Consider the following 20,543-nt stretch of genomic DNA (forward strand, 5'->3'; position numbering starts at 1 on the left):
CCGAGCCGTCGCTCACTCATACGTGAGCGTGTAGCCGCCGTCCCAGAGCAGGTCGCCGCCGTTCAAGTGACGGGCGTGCTTCGAGAAGCCGAACGCGAAGAGGTTCGCCACCTCGACCGGCTCCATCATCTCCTTCGTGCGCGCCTCGCCGAGCATTACGTCCTCGACGACCTCGCGCTCGTCGATCCCGCGGCTCTCGGCGGTGTCGGCGATCTGGTTCGTGACCAGCGGCGTCTTCACGTACGCCGTCGAGATGGAGAAGGCGCGGACGTCGCCGTCGCCCTCGGCGGCGATCGACTGCGTGAGCCCCCGCAGGCCGAACTTCGAGACGTTGTACGCCACCTTGTCCCGGGTGACGTAGTGGCCGTGGATCGAACACATGTTGCCTACGCAGCCGCCCCCTGCCTCGCGCATGTGTGGGAACGCGAGTTTCGCGAGATACAGCGGCGCGCGCAGCATCACCCGCTGCATGAAGTCGTAGCGCTCCATCGGGAACTCCTCGATCGAGTCGATGTGCTGGAGCCCCGCGACGTTCGCGACGTACCGGAGGTCGCCGAGCGTCGCGGCCTCCTCGACGAGCCCTTCGATGTCCCCGTCCTCGCTCAGATCCGCCGCCACGGTCTCGACCGTGAGGTCGAACTCCTCGGCGCGTTCGGCGGTCCTCGCCAGTCCGTCCTCGTCGACGTCGGTCGCGACGACCGTGAGCCCGTTCTGCGCGAGCCCGAGCGCAGTCGACTTCCCGATGCCGGAGCCGCCGCCGGTCACGACGGCGACCGCCCCCTCGAAGTCGTCGTCGTCCACGTCGAGAACGTCGTCCGGGTCGAACGGCCGTGGTTCGATCTCCTCGGTCATCGTCTCCTGGTTCGGCCCCGGGGTGTTTAGTGCTATCCTCCACCGCGAGTGGAAACCGGACGACTGCGCTCAGTTCGAGCCCGATCCTTCGTCGTCCGACCCGTCGGGCTCCTCGGACTCCTCACCGACCTCCGCCCGGATCGTGTCGAGTTCGTCCTCGATTTCCCGGCTGACCCGTTCGCGCTCGATGCTCGCGCCGATCTCGTCCTCGTCGTCGAGCGGGCCGGTGAGTGCGCCGGACTCCCGGAGCTCCTCGGTGGCGGCAGCCCGCGCAGACCGCTCTTCGAGGGCCTCTTCCGCCCGGGCGATTCCCTCGGCCGACTCGGTCGTTCCCGCTTCGAGGCTCGCGCGCATCCGGTCGGCCTTCAGGATCTCCTTCTCGGTCCCGAAGCGCTCGACACGCTCGGCGAGTTCGGCCTTCTTCTCCCGGAGTTCTGCCTCCGCATCCTTCAGCTCGGAGACGCTCCGGTCGACCTCCTCTCGTTCGCGCAACGCGCGCTCTTTCGCTTCCAGGGCCTCGCGGGCGACGTCTTCTCGGTCCATCGAGACCGCCTCGCGCGCCTGGTCGTTGCGTCGCTCTACCTCGGCGTCGAGCTCCTCGCTCCGGCGTTCGAGACGGTTGCGCTCGCTCACGAGGTTCACGAGCCCCTCGTCGACCGCGCGGAGTTCCTCGCGCATCTGCTCGTGTGCGTAGTCGAGCTCCTCGTCGGCGTCGCTCGCGGAGTCGACCAGCCCGTCGAGCGTCGATTCGATCATCGCCGTGGTTCGGTCGAGCACACCCATGCTACGTAGAGGGAGCGGCGGTACAATACGCTGTCCCCGATCCGATCTCACTCGCCGTCGATCAGTCCGTCTAGCAACTCGTTCACCGCCTCGATCTCCTCCTCGTTAACCGTGTGGCCCATCCCCTCGTAGATCCGTTTCTCGACCGCCGCTCCCAGCCCGTCGAACACCTCGGCCGTTTCGTGAACCCGTTCGACCGGGATGTGCGGGTCGACGTCGCTACAGCCGAGGAACACCGGCGTACACTCGAGGCTCCCCCCGTACTCGAACTCGCTCCCCTCGGGTCCGATCAGCCCGCCGGAGAGTCCGACTATCCCGCCGTAGCGCGTCGGGTTCCGCGCCGCGAACTCCGTCGCGAGACACGCCCCCTGCGAGAAGCCCAGGAGGACCGTTCTTTCCCGCTCGATCCCCGCCTCCGAGAGCCGAGCCAGCGCGCGCTCGACCGTCCCGAGCGCCGAGGTGAGCCACGGCTCGTTCGCCTCGATCGGCGCGAGGAACGACTGGGGGTACCACGTGCTCCGAAACGCCTGCGGCGCGAGGTACGCTATCTCGGAGTGCCAGACCTCTCGCGCCAGCCCGAGCATCCCGTTCGCGGTCGCACCCCTACCGTGGACCATCACCACCGCCACCTCCGCGACCTCCAGTGGTGCGCCGGTCGCCTCGATCGGCTGCTCGCCGTGGGGGTCCTCGTTCTCCACAGGCCCACTCATCGGCCGCCCTCCAGGGGGAGCGGCGGCAGGCTCGCCTCGATCTCCTCACGATCACCTTCGAGCCACGGCGGGAGCTTCAGTTCGCCTCCCAGGTCGTCGACCGACTCGTCGGCGGTGAACCCCGGGGGATCGGTCGCGAACTCGTAGAGCACGCCGTTCGGCTCGCGGAAGTAGATCGACCGGAAGTACTGCCGGTCGAGTACTGGTGTGGGGTCGAAGCCCGACTCGGCGAGCGCCTCGCGCCACTCCGCTTGCATCACGTCGTCGGCCATCCGGAAGGCGACGTGGTGGACGGTTCCGGGACCGAACGACCCGCGCATCGCGTCCGGACGGCAGACGAGGTCGACGACCGGAGCCAGCCCTTCCGTGCGGTAGCGAAAGCGCGGGGCGTCCTCCTCGGCCGCCTCGTAGCCCATCGTCTCCAGTAGCTCAGCCGATCGTTCGTAGCCCCCGACGGTGAGCGAGACGCCGTGGAACCCCCGGATCGCGTGCTCCTCCGGAACCTCTTCGCCCCACGGCTCGCTCTCTCCACCGTCGCTCCCGACGAGCTCGAGGCCGATCCCGTCAGGGTCCGAGAGGACGAGGACGGACTCGCCGAACCGCACGGTCCGTTCGACGTCGACTCCCTCGCGTTCGAGCCGGTCTGCCCAGAACTCCGCACTGCCATCCGGAATCGAGAACTGGGTGGTCGTCACCTGCCCGGTTCCCGGTCGTCCGGGGCTCGCATTCGGCCACGGGAAGAACGTCATCGCGGTCCCCGGCGTCCCAGCGCCGTCGGCGTAGTAGAGGTGGTAGGTGTCCGGCGCGTCGAAGTTCACCGTCCGCTTCACGAGGCGCAGGCCGAGCGTCTCCGTGTAGAAGGTGACGTTCGCGGCCGGATCGCTCGCGATGGCGGTGACGTGGTGGATCCCCGGGATCGGTGTCGGCATCTCGGTTCCAGTACAGCGCCGACGGGCATAACGTCCGGTACCGAACGTCGGGGGTAGGAAGCTTTGGCGTCGGCTGTGGACGTGAGCGTATGGACGGACCGTTCGTGGTGATCGGTGGGGACGCGGCGGGGATGAGCGCCGCGAGCAAGTCGAAACGTGACGACCCGGACCTCGACGTCCTGGTCTTCGAGAAGGGCGAGTGGGTCGCCTACGGTGCCTGTGGCCTGCCCTACTACGTCGAGGGGCGAATCCAGTCCCTCGACGACCTCGTCTCGATGACGCCCGAGGAGTTCAGGGAGGAACGAAACATCGACCTCCGGACCGGCCACGAGGTGGTCGGGATCGACCCGGAGGACCGAGAGGTGAGAGTCGACCCGGATGCGGGCGAGGCGTTCTCACAGCGCTACGGAACACTGCTGATCGCGACCGGTGCGGCGGCGACGCTGCCGAGAATCGAGGGAAGCGACCACGAGGCGGTGTTCACGCTCGGGAGCCTCTCCGACGGCCACGAGATCCGCGAGTACGTGAGCGGGCTCCGCTCCGGCGCGATCGAGTTCGAGGACCCCCGCGGCGGCGAGGCGTGTGCGTACTTCTGCGAGCACGCTCCTCGTTCGGTCGGGATCGTCGGCGGCGGCTACATCGGCATCGAGATGGCCGAGGCCTTTTCGGCACACGACCTGGAGGTCCACCTCTTCCAGCGGCGCGACCGTTTACTACGGCAGTTCGACGAACCGGTCGCCCGGGTCGTCGAGGGCCATCTCGCCGAACAGGGAGTCTCGGTCCACGTCGGGGCGGGCGTCGAACGAATCGGTGAGACCGACGAGGGTGTGCTCGCCGTCGAGACCGGTAGAGAGAGCGTTCCGGTCGACTTCGTGCTGGTCGGCGCGGGGGTCGAGCCTCGGGCCGCGCTCGCCGAGGAGGCGGGGATCGATCTGGGGGAGACGGGTGCTATCGCGACCGACGCCTACGGCGAGACGAGCGTCGAGGGGATCTACGCCGCGGGTGACTGCGCGGAGGCGACCGACGTGGTGACCGGGGAGCCGACGTACGCCCCGCTCGCGCTCACCGCGAACCGCCACGGGCGAGCCATCGGTCGGACCGTCGCGGGCGAGCCGACGCTCGTGGGTCCGATCGCCGGAACGGCCGTCCTGAAGGCGTTCGATCTGGAGGTGGCTCGAACCGGGATCACGGACCACGGTCGGGCGGACGCGGCGGGGTTCGACCCCGTCACGGAGACGGTCGAGACCGCCTCGCGCTCGGGCTACTACCCCGGCGGGTCGACGATCACGCTCTCGCTCACGGTCGATCGCGAGAGCGAGAGCGTGCTCGGGGCGAGCATGGTCGGCGAGGAGGGCGTCGCCCACCGGATCAACACGGTGGTGACGGCGCTCTTCTCGGGGATGGATCTCGCGGAACTCGAACGGCTCGACCTGGCGTACGCGCCGCCTTTCAGCACCGTCTGGGACCCGATCCTCGTCGGCGCGAAGGTGACGCGGGGACGGGTGGAGGACACCTGGCCGTCGTAGTCCTCAGTACTCGGTGCCCTTCCGCGCGCGCTGGCCCTCGTCGAAGTGGTGTCTCTCCTTTCGGACGTTCGTCACGAGGTCGGCGTGCTCGAGCAGCCACTCCGGGCGTTCGTGGCCGCCGGTGAGGACGAGTTCGAGGTCCGCGGGTTTCGTCTCGATCAGCTCCAAAACCGCCTCCCTGTCCACGAGATTGCGGTTCGCCGCGTAGAGCAGTTCGTCCACGATCAGCATGTGCATCCCCTCCTCGGGGGGTGCGTCGAACGGGATCGGCTCCGCGAGATCGGCTTCGGAGGCACAGTCGATCAGCTCTCGCAGTCGCTCGAAGCCCGCCGCGGCCTCGCTCTCGTGATCGGTGTCCTCGCTGCCGTCGCGCATCCCGTGCCAGCCGTAGTGGCCGGCGTTCTCGTAGGAGAAGCCGGGTAGTACCGAGATCGCGTTGTACTCGCCGCGGACGTCCTCGACGCTCGCGGCCCCGCCCTTCATGAACTGGAGCATGTGGACCCGGAAGCCGTGCCCGGCGGCGCGCAGTCCCATCCCCATCGCCGCGGTCGTCTTGCCCTTGCCGTCGCCCCAGAAGACTTGCACCCGGCCGAACTCCTCGGGGGAACCCGGTTCGATCTCCTGGGCCTCGGGGGTCCGGCCCTTCCCGGGCGTCCGTCCGAGCGGATCGTCGTCGGTCACGTCTCGTCGTTCGGAGCGCGATCACTTCTCCGGTTCGGTCCCGGGGACCGACCCGACCGTCGCGCGCTCGCGTGTCTCCACCCCGTACTCGGCGTCGGTGACCGACTCCGGATACCCCCTCTCCGCGTAGCGCGAGCGGAGGCTCGCGAGCAGCGCGTCGCGTACGCACGCGCGGACCGCCGTTCCCACCTCCGTCGCGCTGCCGACGTACTCGACGGGCTCTCCCGCCGGATCGCAGGCGACGATCAGCGCGTCGCTCGTCGTCCCCGAAAAGCCCGTCTCGGCGAGCAGCGTCGCGGTCTTCGCCTCGACGGCCGTGGCGATCACCCCGGAGAGCGAGCCCTCGACACAGGCCCGGGCCGTCCCGACGAACAGGTTCACCGTTCCGGGCGGTCGATCGCCGTCAGTATCGGGATCGGAACGTCTCCGATCCGGATCGAGCGGGAGCGTCGCCGGGTTCGAGAGACCGGCGGTGGCGAGTACCGTGACGGAGTCGAGCCGGGCGAGTCGCGCGTGGCGCTGGTCGACGCCAGTGAGCAGCGCCGGACCGGGGCGGGCGAAGCCCGCCCCGGAGAGCCGTTCGGTCAGGTACGCTCCGATGTCGAGCGTCGGCCATCCCTCCGGGACCGTGACGTTGTAGGCGGTACTCCCTTCCGTCTTCCCGCCGTTCCACCCGGTCGACAGCCAGCGGGAGCCCTCTCGCCGCAGCTGTGTCACTCCCCCACGAGTCTCCGCGTCAAACAAGCGAGAGCACCCCGATCAGCCGGTCGTTCTGTGCGGGCGTCCGCACCGCGCACCGGACGTGCGAGTCGAGCCCCCTGAAACTCCGCGCGTCGCGGATCGCGATCCCACCGTCGCGGGCGGTCTCTACCACCTCCTCGACCGACCGGTCCCCGACGTCGAGCAGGAGGAAGGGGGCGTCTGACGGGTGGACCTCGTAGCCCTCCGAGAGCGCCTCGGCCATCCGTTCCCGCTCGCTCTCGACGCGTGCCCTGGTCTCCTCGACGAACCCTTTCGAGCGGAGACAGTGTGCCCCGACGGCGGCGGCAGGGGTCGAGAGGTTCCAGGTGAGGCGGGCGCGCTCCATCGGCTCGTAGAGGTCGTCGGTCGCGACGGCGAAGCCCGCGCGGAGCCCCGGCAACCCGAACAGTTTCGTGAGCGAGCGGATCACGACGGCCCCGTCGAGGCCGGCCATCGAGGGCCGGTCGGTGAACCCGAGAAAGGCCTCGTCGGCGAGGAGTACGGTCCCGGCCGCCCGGCATCTCTCGAGGAACCGGGTGAGGTCGTCCGCGTCGAACGCGAGTCCCGTGGGATTGTTCGGGTTACAGACGATCGCCATCGCGTACCCCTCGGGATCGGTGTCGAGGAGCTCCTCGACCGGGACGAACTCCGGCTCGGCTCCCTGTAGCCTGACCTCGCGGGCGTACTCCCCGAAGCTCGGGTACGGGAGGAGTACCCGGTCGCCCCGGTCGACGTGTACCGAGAGCGCGAGCCGAATGCCGTCGAGCCCGCCCGCGGTCGGGATCACCGAGATCGGCTCGCAGCCGACGGACGCGCCCGCGGCAGTCCGGTAGCCGGTGTAGTCGTCGGCGTGATACCGCTTCGAGACGGCGAGCGCCCCGTCGTAGACGGCGGTGACGCCGGGTGCCGTCTCGGGGTTGACGTTCGCGCTGAAGTCGATCAGCCCTGAGTCTACCCCACCCCCGTGGGGAACCCGCTCGACGCGCCGTGCCGCGTCGGGATCCATACCCTCCTCCTCACACCCCTGGGTAAGAACCGTTGCGCTCACTCCTCGGTCGCGAGGCGCTCTGCGACCCGCACGTCTCCCGGCCGATTGACGTTCACCGAGAGCCGCTCGTCGTCGAGCACGAGCGACCGGTCCTCGCCCTCCCCGACGACGTTCACCCCCGCCGGAGCGACCTCCCGCCCACCGATCTCGTGGACGGCGTCGACGCTCACTCCCAGCATCCGCTTTCTCTCTCCCGGAACGTAGAGCGCAAGCGAGCCGCAGTCGTGTTCTGCGACGACTCGATCTATCACCGCCGAATCCAGGAGGGGGAGGTCGGCCGCGACGGTCAGGACGGGGAGCGAGACCCGACCGAGGGCGACGCCCAGATCGGCGACGTAGCCCTCGCCGGGCGTCTCGATCGTCGGAGCCCGTTCCCCGACGTGTTCGCGCGTCTCCGGGGCGTTCGGGGAGGTCACGGCGATCGTCCGATCGACTGCACTCCCCGACAGCGCGTCGAGCACCCGATCGACCATCGCGCGACCATCCACCTCGACCAGCGGCTTCTCGACCTCGCCGCCGAGACGGCTCCCCTCGCCGCCACAGATCACCAGAGCGTCCACGCGATCACCCCGAAATGGAGCGCGGCCAGCCGTGCGAGCTCGTTCGTCGCGCCGATCACGTCACCGGAGACCCCGCCGAGGTGGTGTTTCGACCACGACAGGGCGGCGAGCGCGACGCCGGCCGACGCGAGCAGCGCGACGGCACCCGGTGCCGGTGTGAGGACGAGTACTGGCAGCGTGGCGAAGGTCGGTACGATCGCGTCCCCCGTGCCGTTCTCCCCGGTGAACGACGAGCCGAACCCCTCGTGGGTCGCCTCGCCGAGACAGACGACGAGCGCCATCGAGAGCTTCGCGCCGACCTCCGCGGCGATCACGATCCCGATCGCGACGGGAAGCGGGAACGATGCGAGCGCGAGTCCGGCGAGTACGAGACCGGCGACGACGAGCGTGACGGCGAGGACCGCGCCGACGCCGGTCGTCGTGTCCTTGAGTACCTCGCGACGGCGCTCTCCGTCCCCGTGGACGACCGCCGCGTCGGCGCAGTCGGCGAGGCCATCGACGTGGTTGACCCCGCAGACGAGGTACACGGAGAGGAGGAGAGCGAACGCGGTCGCCTCCTGTCCCGGGACGAACAACGAGAGCGAGACCAGCGCGCCCACGGGGTAGCCCACGAGCACGAACGCGGTGGGTGTGTTCCGGAACGCTCCCCAGTCGGCCTCGTTGTGTCCTATCGGTACCCTCGTGAGGAAACCGAACGCCCCACGGAGCGCGCTCGTAACCTCGCTCACCCCCACGCGAGCACCCCCGCGAGCAGGTAAGCGAGCAGGCCGGCGATCGTAACGAGGCGCACCCCCTTCCGTGCGTCCGCGACCGTCGGGAGGTCCGCGACCGGATTGAGGACGTAGGCACCCGGCTTCTCGAGTCTCACGTAGAGCGCGCCCGCGAGTGTCCCCATCGGCCAGCCGGAGTTCGGCGAGGCGGGCTCTCCCGCCCACCGCCTGGCGTTGAGCAGCGGGTCGGGCGAACGGGCGGCGAGGCTCAGTAAGACCGCCGCGACCCGTGCGGGGACGACCATCACGAGGTCGTCGAGCCATGCGCATGCGGTCCCGTGGGGTTTGTCGGGATACCCGAGCATCGAATCGAGCGTGTTCACCGCCTTCACCCACGCCGCGGCCGCCGCGGCGAACGGGAGCGAGACGTTCGCGACGACCCCGAACGCGAGGAGGGGGGCGACCAGTCCGTCCGCGAGGTTCTCGGCACAACTCTCGACCGCGGCGCTTCGCATCTCCCCGGACGAGAGGTCGTCCCGCTCGCGGCCGACGAGCGCGAGTAACGCCTCGCGAGCCCGTTCCGGGTCGTTCTCGCTCGCCTCGGCCACCTCGCTCGCGCTCTCCGTGAGCATCCGGAGGCTGCTCGCGGAGAAGAGGACCAGGCCCGCGAGGAGCGAAGCCAGCGCGACGTGTGCGATCCCCGCAAGTGCGACCGAGAGATAGACGACACCACCGACGAGAACCGGAACCGCGAGCGCGACGAGCAGTCCGCTCGCTCCTGAATACCGCCACTCGCGGTCGAGCGGAGCCACGAGCCGTCCGAGCCAGGCCACCGGGTGCAGGCGTTCGGGCGGCTCACGGAACGTCCACTCCAGAACGAGTGCGAGGAGGACCGCGAGACTCGCCCACGCGGGCACTACGGCACCTCCCGGGAGAGCAGGTCGGGGAGTTCGGCGAGCGTGTGCTCGTCGACGGAGAGGAACCGACCGCCACAGGCCTCGATCCCACCGTCCGCGTGTTCGGAGTCCCCGACGTGGACGAGGTTGTCGACCGCGCAGTCGAGCGCCTCCGCGACCGAGTGAAACGCCTCCGGGTGGGGCTTTCGCCAGCCACAGCCGACGCTGGTGACCACGGCGTCGAACGCGTCGCGATCGAGGTCCGAGCGGATCAGCACCCGCGGGACGAGCTCCGGCACCGAGCAGTTAGAGAGCAGGGCAACAGGCACGTACTCGGCGGCGGTCGAGACGGTCTCGTGTGCGCCCGCTCGCGTCTCCACCGCGGGATCGAACGCCGCGACGACCGCCCGGCGGACGACGTGCGCGTCGAACTCGACACCGCGCGAGCGGAGTGCCGCGGCGACGTGCGAAGGCAGCGGGACCTCCGCACCCTCCGGCGCGTCGACGTGGCGCTCGCCGTAGGTCCGCTCCCAGTCGTCCGGGACCGTGACGTCGCGTGCGCGGAGTTCGTTCGCGATCGCCCGCGTCGGCTCCGTGCGGTCGACGGAGACGAGCGTCCCGAAGAGGTCGAAACTGACTGCCACGCCGGATGGTGAGGCGAACGCGGGGAAGAAGCCACCGATCACGGAAAGGGTTAGTCCCGGGAGCCTGTACACCCTGGAATGACCCTCACGTCGGATGTCGTGTTTTCGCTACTGAGTACGGCCGTCTTCGGCTTCGAGATCACCGAGGAGACGATCACGATCGCCGGCTCGCTCGCGGTCGTGGTGCTGATCGCGCTGTCGGGTTTCTTCTCCTCCTCGGAGATCGCCATGTTCTCGCTCGGCGATCACAAAGTCGACGCGATGGTCGCGGAGGGGCTGCCGAGCGCCGAGCTCGTCCAGGCGTTGAAGGCCGACCCCCATCGCTTGCTCGTGACGATCCTCGTCGGGAACAACATCGTCAACATCGCCATGTCCTCGATCGCGACGACCGTGCTCGCGCTCCACCTCCCGCCGGCACAGTCGGTGCTCGTCGCGACTTTCGGGATCACCGCGCTCGTCCTGCTGTTCGGCGAGAGCGCGCCGAAGTCCTACGCCGTCGAGCACACCGAGTCCTGGGCGCGACGGATCGCCCGGCCGCTCAAACTCTCGGAGTACGTGATGTACCCGCTGGTCGTCGTCTTCGACAGGCTCACCCGGCTGGTCAACCGTGTCACCGGGAGCACGGGCGAGCTCGAGAGCCCCTACGTCACCCGCGACGAGATCCAGCAGATGATCGATACGGGCGAGCGCGAGGGGATCATCGAGGAAGAGGAACGCGAGATGCTCCGCGGGGTCTTCCAGTTCAGAAACCGGATCGCGAAGGAGATCATGGTCCCACGTCTGGAGATCGTCGCGGTGCCGGCGGAGGCGAGCGTGAGCGAGGCGATCGACCTCTGCGTCGAGGAGGGCAGAGATCGGATTCCGGTGTACAAAGAGCGCCTCGACGAGGTCGTCGGGATCGTCGAGCTCCCCGACCTGATCGCGGCCGACCGACGGAACGAGGAGTCGCTCTCCGAACTCGCGAGCGAGGCGATGTTCGTCCCGGAGTCGAAGAACGTCGACGAACTGCTCGCGGAGATGCGCGAGGAGCGCGTCCAGATGGTGATCGTCATCGACGAGTTCGGCGCGACACAGGGGCTGGTGACCTTAGAGGACATCATCGAGGAGGTCGTCGGCGAGATCCTAGAGGAGACCGAACACGAGCCGATCGAACGGATCGACGACGGCTCGATCCGCGTGCGCGGGGAGGTGAACGTCCACGAGGTCAACGAGGAGTTAGCGATCGACCTGCCCGAGGGCGGGGAGTTCGAGACGATCGCCGGCTTCGTCTTCGCCGAACTGGGTCGGATCCCGGAGAGCGGCGAGACGATCGAGAGCGAGGAGGCGACGCTCACCGTCGAGCGGGTGGACAACACCCGGATCACGGCGATTCGGGTCGAACGGCACGAGCGGGAGGAAAGCAGCGAGGACAGAGCGGACGACGAGGACGTCTGAACGGTACCGCTACGGCTTCACGCCCGATACGCCTACATAGTAGAACTCGCGATGGCGACCACTGCCGTACGATCGAGAGCGCGAGCTACCGGCGAACACGCCGCAGTCGAGGATCACGGCGACGATATTGGTACGGAGCACGACCCGGTAAGCGGTCGTAGGTAGGGGGTTCGTCCGTTCTGTCAGGTGCCTTCGTCGGGCGTGCCACTCACCGGATGACGTTCCCTTCCAGCTCCCGTGGGAAGTACGTCAGCCACTCGACGCCGTCTTCCGTGACCGCGATCGTATCCGAGTGGCGATATCCTTCGGTCTCGGTGTAGAGCCCCGGTTCGATCGTGTAGACGTGGCCCGGCTCCATCACGGCGTCTTCGGCCGTGTAGCTCGTGTCTTCGGACTCGCAGTGCTCGGCCCAGCCCCGGTCGATGTACGGCGGCTCGTGCCCGCCCATCCCGATGTTGTGCCCGACGTGGTGCTGAGCGAGATTCGTGACGCCCTGTTCCTCGAAGTACTCCCAGACGGCGTGGTCGACGTCGGCGATCGGGACGCCCGGTCCCAGCGCCTCGATGGCGATGGTCTGGGCCTCGAGCATCAGCTCGAAGTAGTGGACCTGCTCGTCGCTCGGTTCGCCGACGAACATCGTTCGCTCGAGTTCCGACCGGTAGCCGTCGACGTTCGAGGACGCACCGGTGACGAGGACGTCGCCCTCGCGCAGGGGTTGGTTCGGGGTGTGGCCGTGGGGCAGCGCCGTCTCGTGGGCCGAGATGAATCCGGCGTGGACCGGCCCCGAGCCTCGGACGCGCTCCTCGAACCGTTTGCCGAGCGTGTCGAGCATCGCGCGCGAGGCATCGGTCGACGCGCGCTGGCTCACCGTCGCCGGGTGCGCGCCGACCTCGGCGTACTCCGCGAGATACCGGTGACCGAGGTTCGCCCACTTTGCCGATTCGCGGATCAGGTCGACCTCGCTCTCGCTTTTCGCCCAGCGCATCCGGGGGATCCACGACTGGGTTTCCACCTCTAGAAACTCCGAAAGTGCGGATCCCTCGTATCCCATCACGCCCGGAGCGCCGTCGGCGTCCGCGAGTACCGATTCGACGCCCATCCCGGTGAGCATCTCCGCCGCTACCTCGATCGGTCTCCCACCCGGGTAGTCGAAGTAGTGGTGGACGGCGCCGATCCAGGGATTCGGTTCGACGCGCTCGACTTCGAGTCGGGGAACCGTGATCTCGACCCCCTCTTCGGTGACTCCGAGGACGACCGGCCGCTCGGTCTGGATGTGGCCGAATCCCGTGAGGTACTCGATGCTCGACGCGTCGAAGAAGACCGCCGCGTCGGCGTCTTTCCCTCCTAACCGATCGCGTACCTCGCCGAGCCGGTCTTCGAACTCCGATTCCGGTAGCTTCGTCGGCATGGCTGTGCACTCTCCCGCGTGTTCAAAAGCGTTCAGTTCGCCGTTTCGCTCGCCGGCTCTCGAACACCGGAACCGCGAGAGGTCGACGGACGAAGTCACGACGGCGTCCGCTACGCCCGGCCGTCTACCGCCGCTCCATGAGGACGTAGAGGGTCGAGAGCCCGACGAGGTAGACCGCGACTCCACCGAGGAGGACCCACAGGATCGGGTTCGTCGGATCGACGTCGGTCCACGACCTCGCGAACCCGATCAGCAGCAGGCCGAACCAGACCACGAGGCTCTCGATCGGGATCTTCGCGGCGCTCCAGCGGGTCTCGAACGCGAAGTAGAGGCTGACGACGCCGAACACCGCGCCCCATCCCAGCAGTATCCGCGAGGTGAGCGGGCTCACCGCCCACGGCCACGCCTCGATCATCGGCTCCGGGAAGACGAACAGGACGAAGAGTATCAGCGTCAGCACAGCCCCGACGGCGCCGCTCACCCAACGGACGACCCTCGGTACCTCTGCACCACCGGGGGAGGGCGTCCGCGGATCGGTGCGACCGTTGGCGATCCAGAGCGCCGGTATGAGCAGCGGCGTCACGACGTAGAGGATCACCCAGAGCCAGGTAGAGACGTGTCCGTGGGTGAACGCGTCCCAGTGAAGGTACGTCGCGACGGCCATCGCCAGTGTGAAGACGGCGATACCCGGGAAGAGGACGTGGACGCGGTGCCAGCGACCGACCGTGACGACCCGGTAGAAGAAGTAGACGCCGGCGCCGTATCCCGCACCCATCAGGAGCGGGGTGAGGTCGGGGCTGATCGGCCAGGCGAAGTAGAGCTCGGTTCGGTCCGGAGTGCCGTAGAGCGTGACGAACGCGAGGAACAGCACCGGGGCGATGACGTAGCCGCTCCAGCGCGTCACCCGGAGCACCCGATCGTCCCGCGTCAGCTCCGCCGTCTTTCCGCGCTCGGCCGATCTTACGGCGCCCATCTGTGAGTACCCCCTGACGCTCTCCGGTCGACGGTGACGGTTCGTGTGGCGTGCATGCGCTCTCCCGAGCGATATCCGCCACGATAGATACTGTATGTATCTGGTGATGTTCTTTCAGTCAGTGAGCGGTTTGCAGCGGGTGACTCCCTATTGGGTCGTGTCTCGTCGAGGAGGTGAACCACACCGCGTACCACTCGGTGGTGAGAAGGTTCACGCGAGGCCACCACTGCGACCGGAACGACGCCGCGGAACCGGTAGAAGACCCGCGGTGAAGATCACCGGGCGGGAGGTCCGACGGTTTCGCCACGCACCCGGTCGCGGTCGTGAGCCGGCCTCGGTCGTCCGCCCTCGCTGGTAGAGCGTGGGTTCGAACCGGACGAACTCGCCGCGGGTCGCCGACGTGGACGTCCGCACGGCGAGCGGCTCCACCTCCACGACCCCTCGATCACGCGTCGACGTAGGGTCTCACCACCTCGCTGCCCGCGTCGCCGACCGAGGTCAAATAGGTGCCGCCGACCGACGGGTCGGTAGCGAGGAGCGCGGCGATCCGATCGGGTCTCCGGGTGGAGCCAATACGTCGCCTCCTCGTGGGACTGACGCGTCCGGCGCAGAGATCGACGCTCGAGCGCGTCATCCCCGTCAGGAAGTGCGTTCCCTCGGTCCCCAGAGGAGGGCGGTCGATGGCACTACGTACACCTCCTCGGGAGTGGTCTCTCGGTCGCCGTCACCGGGACACGCTTTTCGCCCCGAGCCACGAACGTCCCCCGTGCAGCCGGTCGTCCACCTCGCGGTCGCCTACCTCTCGTACGCCGCGTACACGCGGTGGCGTCTCGACCGAGCGCCGACCGGCGCGGCGGCACTCGTCGCGGTCCTCGCCGCCGCGCTTCCCGACCTGATCGACAGGCCGCTCTACTGGGCCGGACTCACGCCGGTCGGCCGGACACTCGCTCACTCGCTCCTCTTCGCGATCCCGCTGATCGCGCTCGTCCGGTTCGTCACGCGTCGGGTCGATCGGTCGGTCCTCGGGGTGGCGTTCGCCATCGGCTACCTCTCGCACGTCGTCACAGACGTCCCCTGGCACGTCCTCGCCGGGGACTACCACGAACTCGGCTTTCTCCTCTGGCCGGTCACATCCATGCCCGACTACAGCGGCGTCAAACCGCTCGGAACGGTCGGCGGGCTCGAGGTGACGACGCTCTGGCTCGAGGCCCCGATCCTCGTCGCCGGACTCGCGCTCTGGATCCGCGACGGAGCTCCTGGAGCAGGCGTCGTACGCGACAGGATCCGTCGGTGAGTGGGATCGAATTCCCCCTCGACACGGGTTCGTCGGGAAAGTGATACGCCTCCGCGTCGAATCCCCTCGTATGGGACTGCTCGACCGGATCAAGCACGCCGGCTTCCGCCCGCAGAAGACGAGGCTACAGATCGACTGGATGACCAACACCGACGAGCGGATCATGCAGCGCCTGCGCGGGTCGGAGCCGCAGACGCCCGCCGCCATCGCGAGCGACCTCGAGCGGAGCGCGGAGTACGTCGCCGACCGCTGTCGACAGCTCGCGATCCGGGAACTACTCGTCCAGCACGAGTCGGGGGAGTACCGTTACGCGCTCGCCGCGCTCGGCGAGCGCTACCTCGACGACGAGATCAGCGTCGAGGAGCTCGAAGAGCGCTGAGCCGACCACCGATCTCCACCGGAAACCGGGCATCGTGTCCATCCCGTCTCCGTATTACACGCCGAGTTCTCTCCCCTCGGCCGACGAACCTCGGCGTGTGGGGGGCGAGACGACCCGGACCCGCGTGCCAAGATCCGCTCGGGAGAGAACGCTCACCGTGTTCGGCCCCCTCGCTGGCTGAACCGGGAGACGCTCACGTCGTACGAATCTCGCAGTCTGCACTCCCAGGTCTGAACAGCTACCAGACGGTCGCGCCCGCTTCGCTCGCGCGCTGTGACTGGCGTGGTCACATTGGGTCGGTGTGGCCTTTTCACTGCTCACTCTGCTCGCAGGAGAACGTCCGCCCTCCCCGATTTGAACGGGGGGCAAGCCGATCTACAGTCGGCTGCTCTACCAGGCTGAGCTAAGGGCGGGTAGCTACGAATCCGCCGCTCCCGGACTTAAGAATTTTCATTAGCCGACGGGAGACGCACGTCGGACGGAGTGACAAAATTCATATCTCTCGACCGCATCTCCCCGCCTGAGACGGAGATGAGCAAGATCACGTTCCGGGCGGACGAGGACCTCGTCGAGCGGATCGAGGATCTCGACGCATCGAAGAGCGAGGTGATGCGCGAGGCGCTCAGACGGTATCTCGACGCCGCCGGAGCGCCCGTCGCGCCCGAACGTGAGAGCCTCGACGACGTCCTCGCCCAGCGGATCGACGCGCTCGTTGAGGAGCGAATCGGCGCGCGCGCGCCGCCACAGGAGGTGAGCGTCACCGTAAACATCGACGACGAGCGGGCTGTCTCCCACGCGTCGGACACGGCGCAGTCCCCCGATTCCGAGCGAAACGAGGGGACGACGGCCTGTGGGCGCTGTGGCGAAACGGTCGCCGCCGACCACGTCCACTGCCCCAACTGCGGGGAGAAACGGTCGAACCGCGTCTTCTGTGACTGCGGCGACGAGCTCCGCTCTGACTGGGCGTTCTGTCCGACCTGCGGGCGTCGGACGCCGGCCGCGGACGTGCTCGATCCGTAGCGAGTGTAATACGTGGCCGGTAGATTTAAGACAAATCAGGGACTCGATAGGGGCATGTAAGACACGTCTTACACAGGCGTCGTGCGGCGAGCCGTGGATGGGGCCGCATTCGGCGCGTGTGTAAGACACGATCGGTGGAAACCGATTGGCGTCTTACGCCAAGGGGGACCCAACAATGGAACGTGTGACACTGCGAATCCCAGAACAGCAGATAGAAGAGGTCGAACGGATGGTCGAGACCGGCCAATTCCCGAACCGGAGCGAGGCGATCCGGTCGGCCGTTCGCGAGATGTTGAACGAACACGGCCGAACCCAGGAGGCCGGATCACAGAAGCGTCCCTGGGCGAAGGTGTAAGATGCAGGATATAGTCAGGGACGCACTCGACAACGCCGAGGCCGAGCAGGAGCGCAAACGGGAGCTGAGCGAGTCAGACGACTTCGGCGATCCCCGGATCGTCATCGTCGGCTGCGGCGGCGCTGGCAACAACACCGTCAATCGCCTCTACAACATCGGCGTCGACGGCGCCGACACGGTCGCGATCAACACGGATAAACAGCACCTCCAGATGATCGAGGCCGACACGAAGATCCTCGTCGGCAAGTCGCTGACCAGCGGCCTCGGCGCCGGCGGCGATCCCGAGATGGGCGAACGCGCGACCGAGATGGCGACCGGGACCGTCGAGGAGGTGCTCGGCGACGCCGACCTCGTGTTCGTCACCGCGGGCATGGGTGGCGGCACCGGTACCGGCGCGGCGCCCGTCGTCTCGAAGATCGCGAAGAGTCAGGGCGCGATCGTCGTCGGGATGGTCTCGACGCCGTTCAACGTCGAGCGCGCGCGGACGGTGAAGGCCGAGGAGGGCCTCGAACGGCTCCGCAACGAGGCCGACTCGATCATCGTTCTGGACAACAACCGGCTACTGGACTACGTCCCGAACCTACCCATCGGAAAGGCCTTTTCGGTGATGGACCAGATCATCGCCGAGACGGTAAAGGGGATCAGCGAGACGATCACCCAGCCGTCGCTGATCAACCTCGACTACGCCGACATGACCGCGATCATGAACCAGGGCGGCGTCGCGGTGATGCTCGTCGGCGAGACCCAGGACAAGAACAAGACGGACGAGGTCGTCCGCGACGCGATGAACCACCCGCTGCTCGACGTCGACTACCGCGGCGCGTCGGGTGGACTCGTCCACATCACCGGCGGTCCGGACCTCACCCTCAAGGAGGCCGAGGGCATCGCCCACAACATCACGGAACGCCTCGAGGCGAGCGCGAACGTGATCTGGGGTGCCCGGATCCAGGAGGAGTACAACGGCAAAGTGCGCGTGATGGCGATCATGACGGGCGTCCAGAGCGCACAGATCCTCGGTCCGACGACGCAGAAACAGGCCGATCGCTCGCGCGAGAGCATGGGCGACACGCTGCAGTTCGACGCACAGAGCGACGGCGGCCGCGACGAGGTCGCCCAGCGAAACGGCCTCGACGTCATCCGCTGATCGACGACCCTCGTTTCTCTCGTCCTCGCCGCAGCGAGCGGCCGTGCTCGCGTAGACGCCGCGTGCGGTGACCGCTCCGATCTACACTGCCTCGAGTGCCGCGAGCAGCGAACACTTCCGACAGACCTCGCCGGTGGTCGTCGACCCGCACCGTTCGCACTCGGTGAGGTCCGTACCCCGCTCGTCGTACTCGGCCGCGAGGATCCCCGCAAGCTCCTCGTAGCCGGCCATGATCGAGTGTCTGGTTCCGGGGTGGTTCTCTTCCAGCCCGTAGAGCAGCCGCTGGATCTCTCCCCTGTACGCTTCGCTCGAGTGCGGACACTCGGCCATGTGGACCGGGAGATCGGCGAGGTGTGCGTAGAGGGCCACCTCCTTCTCGGGGACGTCACGGAGCGGCTTCGCCCGTGGGACGAACGCCGACTGGTCCGTTCTCTCGTCGAACCCGCCCAATGAGGCCTCGAAGTGTTTGGCCATCTGGGCGAGGTCACCCTCCAGGAAGTTCATCAGCGCGCTCTGGGCCTCGTCGTCGAGGTTGTGACCCGTGAGCAGCTTGTCGGCACCGAGTTCGTCGGCGTACCGAGAGAGTGCGTCGCGGCGGAACACCCCGCAGTAGGCGCAAGCGGCCATGTTCTCGGGGTCCGCTTCGACGACGTCGTCCATCCGGATCCCGAACTCCCCCTCGTAGGTGACGACCTCGTGGCGGATCCCCAGATCCTCGGCGAGCTCGACACAAGCGTCGAGGCTCCTGTCGCGGTAGCCCTCGATCCCCTCGTGAATCGTCAGCCCCACCAGCTCGACCCGCGGGTCCTCGTCGAAGGTGTCGTGGAGGATCCGCGTGAGAACGACGCTGTCCTTACCCCCCGAGAGCCCGATCACCCACGTCTCGGGCGAGCCGGGCGTGGCGTCGTCCGAGAGCAGACCGTCCTCCCGAACCCTGCGCGTGACCCGGCGCTCGACGGAGGCCAGGAAGTGTGCCGAACAGAGGTGCTGCCCCGAGTACGCCGCGTGCATGACCGCCTCGTGGCCGCACTTCGTACACTCCATCTCCCGGAGCTATCCGAGCGGGGCGTATCACGGTTTCGCCCGCGGATACACCGGATACGGATATATAAAAATTTCGTACTATCCTCGTACTATCTCCCGGCACCCGGTCGTCTCGCCTCGTCGAGCAGGCCGGTGAGGATCCCAGTCACGCGTTCGGGACGGGGGACGTCTTTCATCTCGATATCCATCGTCCCCGATCCGGCGGTGTAGAGGACGACGGTGCCGATCGAGAGCAGGCGCTGGAGCACCGACTGGTTGTAGGTCGTGTTCTGGACTCGATCGAGCCGGATCTGGGTGACGTCGCGCGAGACCAGCCCCTCTTTCACGTAGATCTCCTGGGTCGTGATGACGTACATGAGCCGCCACCACCGGAGGTAGGCGAGGCCGGCGATGGCGAGACCGGAGAGGACGACCAGCAGGCCGATGACGACCGCGGCGCTCGCCTCGGAGAAGAGGGCGACGACGGCGATTCCGATCGCGACGAGCACCCCGCCGGCGAGCAGTTCGGGGAGGATCGTCACGAGCGACGGTCTGCCCGACCAGCGGACCTCCTCGTCCTCCGTGAGGTGGAGCCAGTCCTCACCTTCGAGACCGCTCATCCGCGACCGCCTCCGACGGGCACACACGCTGAATCGCTCATCGTCCGGGCGTTCGCCCCCTGCCGACCTAAACCTTCGGCGCCTACTGACGGTATCGGAGAACGATCCGTCGGGAGGAAGGTCGCCGACGACGAACCCGACGGCTTTTGCTCGCACGGCGACTTCCACGAGCCATGGAGCGAGCGGCGGCGGTCGCGAGGGTCGAACGGCTCGTCGAGACGGTAGAGCGCGAGCGGATGCCGGTCCCGGTGCGAGAGATCTGGGTCTACGGCGACGTCGCGCTCGGCCTCGACCCGGTCGAGCGCCTCGACGTCTACCTCACGAAGGACCTCCTGCTCGGTGGTGAGCGCGCGACCGACCTCGACGACGAGTTCGGGGTGGAGGGGATCGGTTCGACCGTCTCGGCCGAGTGGGCACGCGAGTTCCCCGAGCACGTCCGGGCGAACGACAACGGCTACGCCGCGCCCGAGCGGTGTCTCGCCACCCACCTCACGGACAGGGACGAACCGATCCACCTGGAGGTCTGCAACGCGAGTTTCGAGGACAACGTCACCCAGCGCCTGCGCGGGGCGATGGCGCGCGGAGCCTACGACCAGATCCTCGACCCTCGCGGGGTCTGTCTCTGGATCGACGGGACGCGAAGCGAGGAGGCGTTCCGCAAACTCCGAGGGAGCGCGTTCGCCTTTCCGGTGCTCTCGGAGGCGCTCTCGATGATCGGGATGGACGAGGAGGAGGCCGAGGAGGCAGCGGCGGCGATCCAGGCCTATCGTCGCGAACAGCGCGGCCGAAGCGTCCGCGGCGACGTGGTCTGAT

Annotated in this window: 23 protein-coding genes and 1 tRNA gene; 8 read left to right on the top strand and 16 right to left on the bottom strand. The window is 67.9% G+C overall.

From position 1 onward, the window contains the following. Positions 1-12: 12 nt before the first annotated feature. The 4 genes from V2L32_RS09425 to V2L32_RS09440 form a co-directional block, all read right to left on the bottom strand. On the bottom strand, positions 13-852 hold the full coding sequence (locus V2L32_RS09425) for an SDR family oxidoreductase (protein ID WP_331236238.1): 840 nt from the start codon (positions 850-852) through the stop codon (positions 13-15). Positions 853-921: 69 nt separating this feature from the next. After that, positions 922-1,635: a PspA/IM30 family protein gene (locus tag V2L32_RS09430; RefSeq protein WP_331236239.1), complete on the bottom strand. Its 714-nt coding sequence runs from the start codon at positions 1,633-1,635 to the stop codon at positions 922-924. A 47-nt stretch (positions 1,636-1,682) separates the two neighbouring features. Continuing rightward, a complete protein-coding gene (locus V2L32_RS09435; RefSeq protein ID WP_331236240.1) occupies positions 1,683-2,345 on the bottom strand; it encodes an alpha/beta hydrolase in 663 nt (220 codons plus the stop codon). Further along, positions 2,342-3,274 carry a ring-cleaving dioxygenase gene (locus tag V2L32_RS09440; protein ID WP_331236241.1) on the bottom strand — a complete coding sequence of 311 codons (933 nt, stop codon included), beginning with the start codon at positions 3,272-3,274 and terminating at the stop codon, positions 2,342-2,344. The genes V2L32_RS09435 and V2L32_RS09440 overlap by 4 nt, the downstream gene beginning before the upstream one ends. An 89-nt stretch (positions 3,275-3,363) precedes the next feature. Here V2L32_RS09440 and V2L32_RS09445 point away from each other — a divergent pair, with 89 nt between their 5' ends. Further along, positions 3,364-4,800: an FAD-dependent oxidoreductase gene (locus tag V2L32_RS09445; protein WP_331236242.1), complete on the top strand. Its 1,437-nt coding sequence runs from the start codon at positions 3,364-3,366 to the stop codon at positions 4,798-4,800. A gap of 3 nt (positions 4,801-4,803) precedes the next feature. Here V2L32_RS09445 and V2L32_RS09450 read toward each other — a convergent pair whose 3' ends face one another. Genes V2L32_RS09450 through V2L32_RS09480 form a run of 7 tightly spaced genes read right to left on the bottom strand, consistent with a single transcriptional unit; the run spans position 4,804 to position 10,080 of the window. Continuing rightward, positions 4,804-5,481, bottom strand: a complete 678-nt coding sequence (locus V2L32_RS09450) for a cob(I)yrinic acid a,c-diamide adenosyltransferase (RefSeq protein WP_409348411.1) — start codon at positions 5,479-5,481, stop codon at positions 4,804-4,806. 21 nt (positions 5,482-5,502) lie between these two features. Then, positions 5,503-6,225, bottom strand: coding sequence for an adenosylcobinamide amidohydrolase (locus tag V2L32_RS09455; protein ID WP_331236243.1), 723 nt, complete (start codon positions 6,223-6,225; stop codon positions 5,503-5,505). Next, complete coding sequence (locus V2L32_RS09460) at positions 6,218-7,228, bottom strand: threonine-phosphate decarboxylase (RefSeq protein WP_331236244.1); 1,011 nt, start codon at positions 7,226-7,228, stop codon at positions 6,218-6,220. Before V2L32_RS09460 ends, V2L32_RS09455 begins: the two co-directional genes overlap by 8 nt. A gap of 38 nt (positions 7,229-7,266) precedes the next feature. After that, entirely contained in the window at positions 7,267-7,830 is a 564-nt protein-coding gene (locus V2L32_RS09465; protein WP_409348412.1) for an NTP transferase domain-containing protein, read from the bottom strand. Beyond that, a complete protein-coding gene (gene cobS, locus V2L32_RS09470) occupies positions 7,815-8,564 on the bottom strand; it encodes an adenosylcobinamide-GDP ribazoletransferase (RefSeq protein WP_409348413.1) in 750 nt (249 codons plus the stop codon). Before cobS ends, V2L32_RS09465 begins: the two co-directional genes overlap by 16 nt. Further along, a complete protein-coding gene (locus V2L32_RS09475) occupies positions 8,555-9,457 on the bottom strand; it encodes a CobD/CbiB family cobalamin biosynthesis protein (RefSeq protein WP_331236246.1) in 903 nt (300 codons plus the stop codon). The genes cobS and V2L32_RS09475 overlap by 10 nt, the downstream gene beginning before the upstream one ends. Continuing rightward, positions 9,457-10,080: an HAD family hydrolase gene (locus tag V2L32_RS09480; RefSeq protein ID WP_331236247.1), complete on the bottom strand. Its 624-nt coding sequence runs from the start codon at positions 10,078-10,080 to the stop codon at positions 9,457-9,459. Before V2L32_RS09480 ends, V2L32_RS09475 begins: the two co-directional genes overlap by 1 nt. Positions 10,081-10,158: 78 nt before the next feature. On the opposite strand from V2L32_RS09480, the gene V2L32_RS09485 reads away from it, so the two are divergent. Then, positions 10,159-11,514, top strand: a complete 1,356-nt coding sequence (locus V2L32_RS09485) for a hemolysin family protein (protein ID WP_331236248.1) — start codon at positions 10,159-10,161, stop codon at positions 11,512-11,514. Between the two features lie 208 nt (positions 11,515-11,722). Here V2L32_RS09485 and V2L32_RS09490 read toward each other — a convergent pair whose 3' ends face one another. Then, positions 11,723-12,922, bottom strand: a complete 1,200-nt coding sequence (locus V2L32_RS09490) for a Xaa-Pro peptidase family protein (RefSeq protein ID WP_331236249.1) — start codon at positions 12,920-12,922, stop codon at positions 11,723-11,725. 124 nt (positions 12,923-13,046) lie between these two features. Next, entirely contained in the window at positions 13,047-13,895 is an 849-nt protein-coding gene (locus V2L32_RS09495; protein WP_331236250.1) for a hypothetical protein, read from the bottom strand. A 766-nt stretch (positions 13,896-14,661) separates the two neighbouring features. On the opposite strand from V2L32_RS09495, the gene V2L32_RS09500 reads away from it, so the two are divergent. Both V2L32_RS09500 and V2L32_RS09505 read left to right on the top strand, forming a co-directional pair. Beyond that, positions 14,662-15,189 carry a metal-dependent hydrolase gene (locus tag V2L32_RS09500; protein ID WP_331236251.1) on the top strand — a complete coding sequence of 176 codons (528 nt, stop codon included), beginning with the start codon at positions 14,662-14,664 and terminating at the stop codon, positions 15,187-15,189. 70 nt (positions 15,190-15,259) lie between these two features. Next, complete coding sequence (locus tag V2L32_RS09505) at positions 15,260-15,568, top strand: phage repressor protein (RefSeq protein WP_331236252.1); 309 nt, start codon at positions 15,260-15,262, stop codon at positions 15,566-15,568. Between the two features lie 339 nt (positions 15,569-15,907). Here V2L32_RS09505 and V2L32_RS09510 read toward each other — a convergent pair. Further along, a tRNA-Tyr gene (locus tag V2L32_RS09510) sits at positions 15,908-15,981 on the bottom strand. Positions 15,982-16,099: 118 nt separating this feature from the next. On the opposite strand from V2L32_RS09510, the gene V2L32_RS09515 reads away from it, so the two are divergent. From V2L32_RS09515 to ftsZ, 3 genes are all read left to right on the top strand, one after another. Beyond that, positions 16,100-16,588 carry a ribbon-helix-helix protein, CopG family gene (locus tag V2L32_RS09515; RefSeq protein WP_331236253.1) on the top strand — a complete coding sequence of 163 codons (489 nt, stop codon included), beginning with the start codon at positions 16,100-16,102 and terminating at the stop codon, positions 16,586-16,588. Positions 16,589-16,763: 175 nt separating this feature from the next. Beyond that, the gene (locus V2L32_RS09520; protein ID WP_331236254.1) at positions 16,764-16,943 is read left to right on the top strand and encodes a ribbon-helix-helix domain-containing protein; all 180 of its coding nucleotides are present in this window, start codon (positions 16,764-16,766) and stop codon (positions 16,941-16,943) included. 1 nt (position 16,944) lies between these two features. Further along, a complete protein-coding gene (gene ftsZ / locus V2L32_RS09525) occupies positions 16,945-18,087 on the top strand; it encodes a cell division protein FtsZ (protein ID WP_331236255.1) in 1,143 nt (380 codons plus the stop codon). An 81-nt stretch (positions 18,088-18,168) separates the two neighbouring features. Here ftsZ and ncsA read toward each other — a convergent pair whose 3' ends face one another. Beyond that, positions 18,169-19,131: a tRNA 2-thiolation protein NcsA gene (gene ncsA / locus V2L32_RS09530; protein WP_331236256.1), complete on the bottom strand. Its 963-nt coding sequence runs from the start codon at positions 19,129-19,131 to the stop codon at positions 18,169-18,171. Positions 19,132-19,220: 89 nt separating this feature from the next. Continuing rightward, positions 19,221-19,730, bottom strand: coding sequence for a PH domain-containing protein (locus tag V2L32_RS09535; RefSeq protein ID WP_331236257.1), 510 nt, complete (start codon positions 19,728-19,730; stop codon positions 19,221-19,223). 173 nt (positions 19,731-19,903) lie between these two features. Between V2L32_RS09535 and V2L32_RS09540 the strand changes: the two genes are divergently transcribed. Further along, the gene (locus tag V2L32_RS09540; RefSeq protein WP_331236258.1) at positions 19,904-20,542 is read left to right on the top strand and encodes a DUF7095 family protein; all 639 of its coding nucleotides are present in this window, start codon (positions 19,904-19,906) and stop codon (positions 20,540-20,542) included. The last annotated feature ends 1 nt before the right edge of the window (position 20,543 follow it).

Source organism: Halalkalicoccus sp. CGA53, assembly GCF_036429475.1.
GTDB classification, from domain to species: domain Archaea; phylum Halobacteriota; class Halobacteria; order Halobacteriales; family Halalkalicoccaceae; genus Natronorarus; species Natronorarus salvus.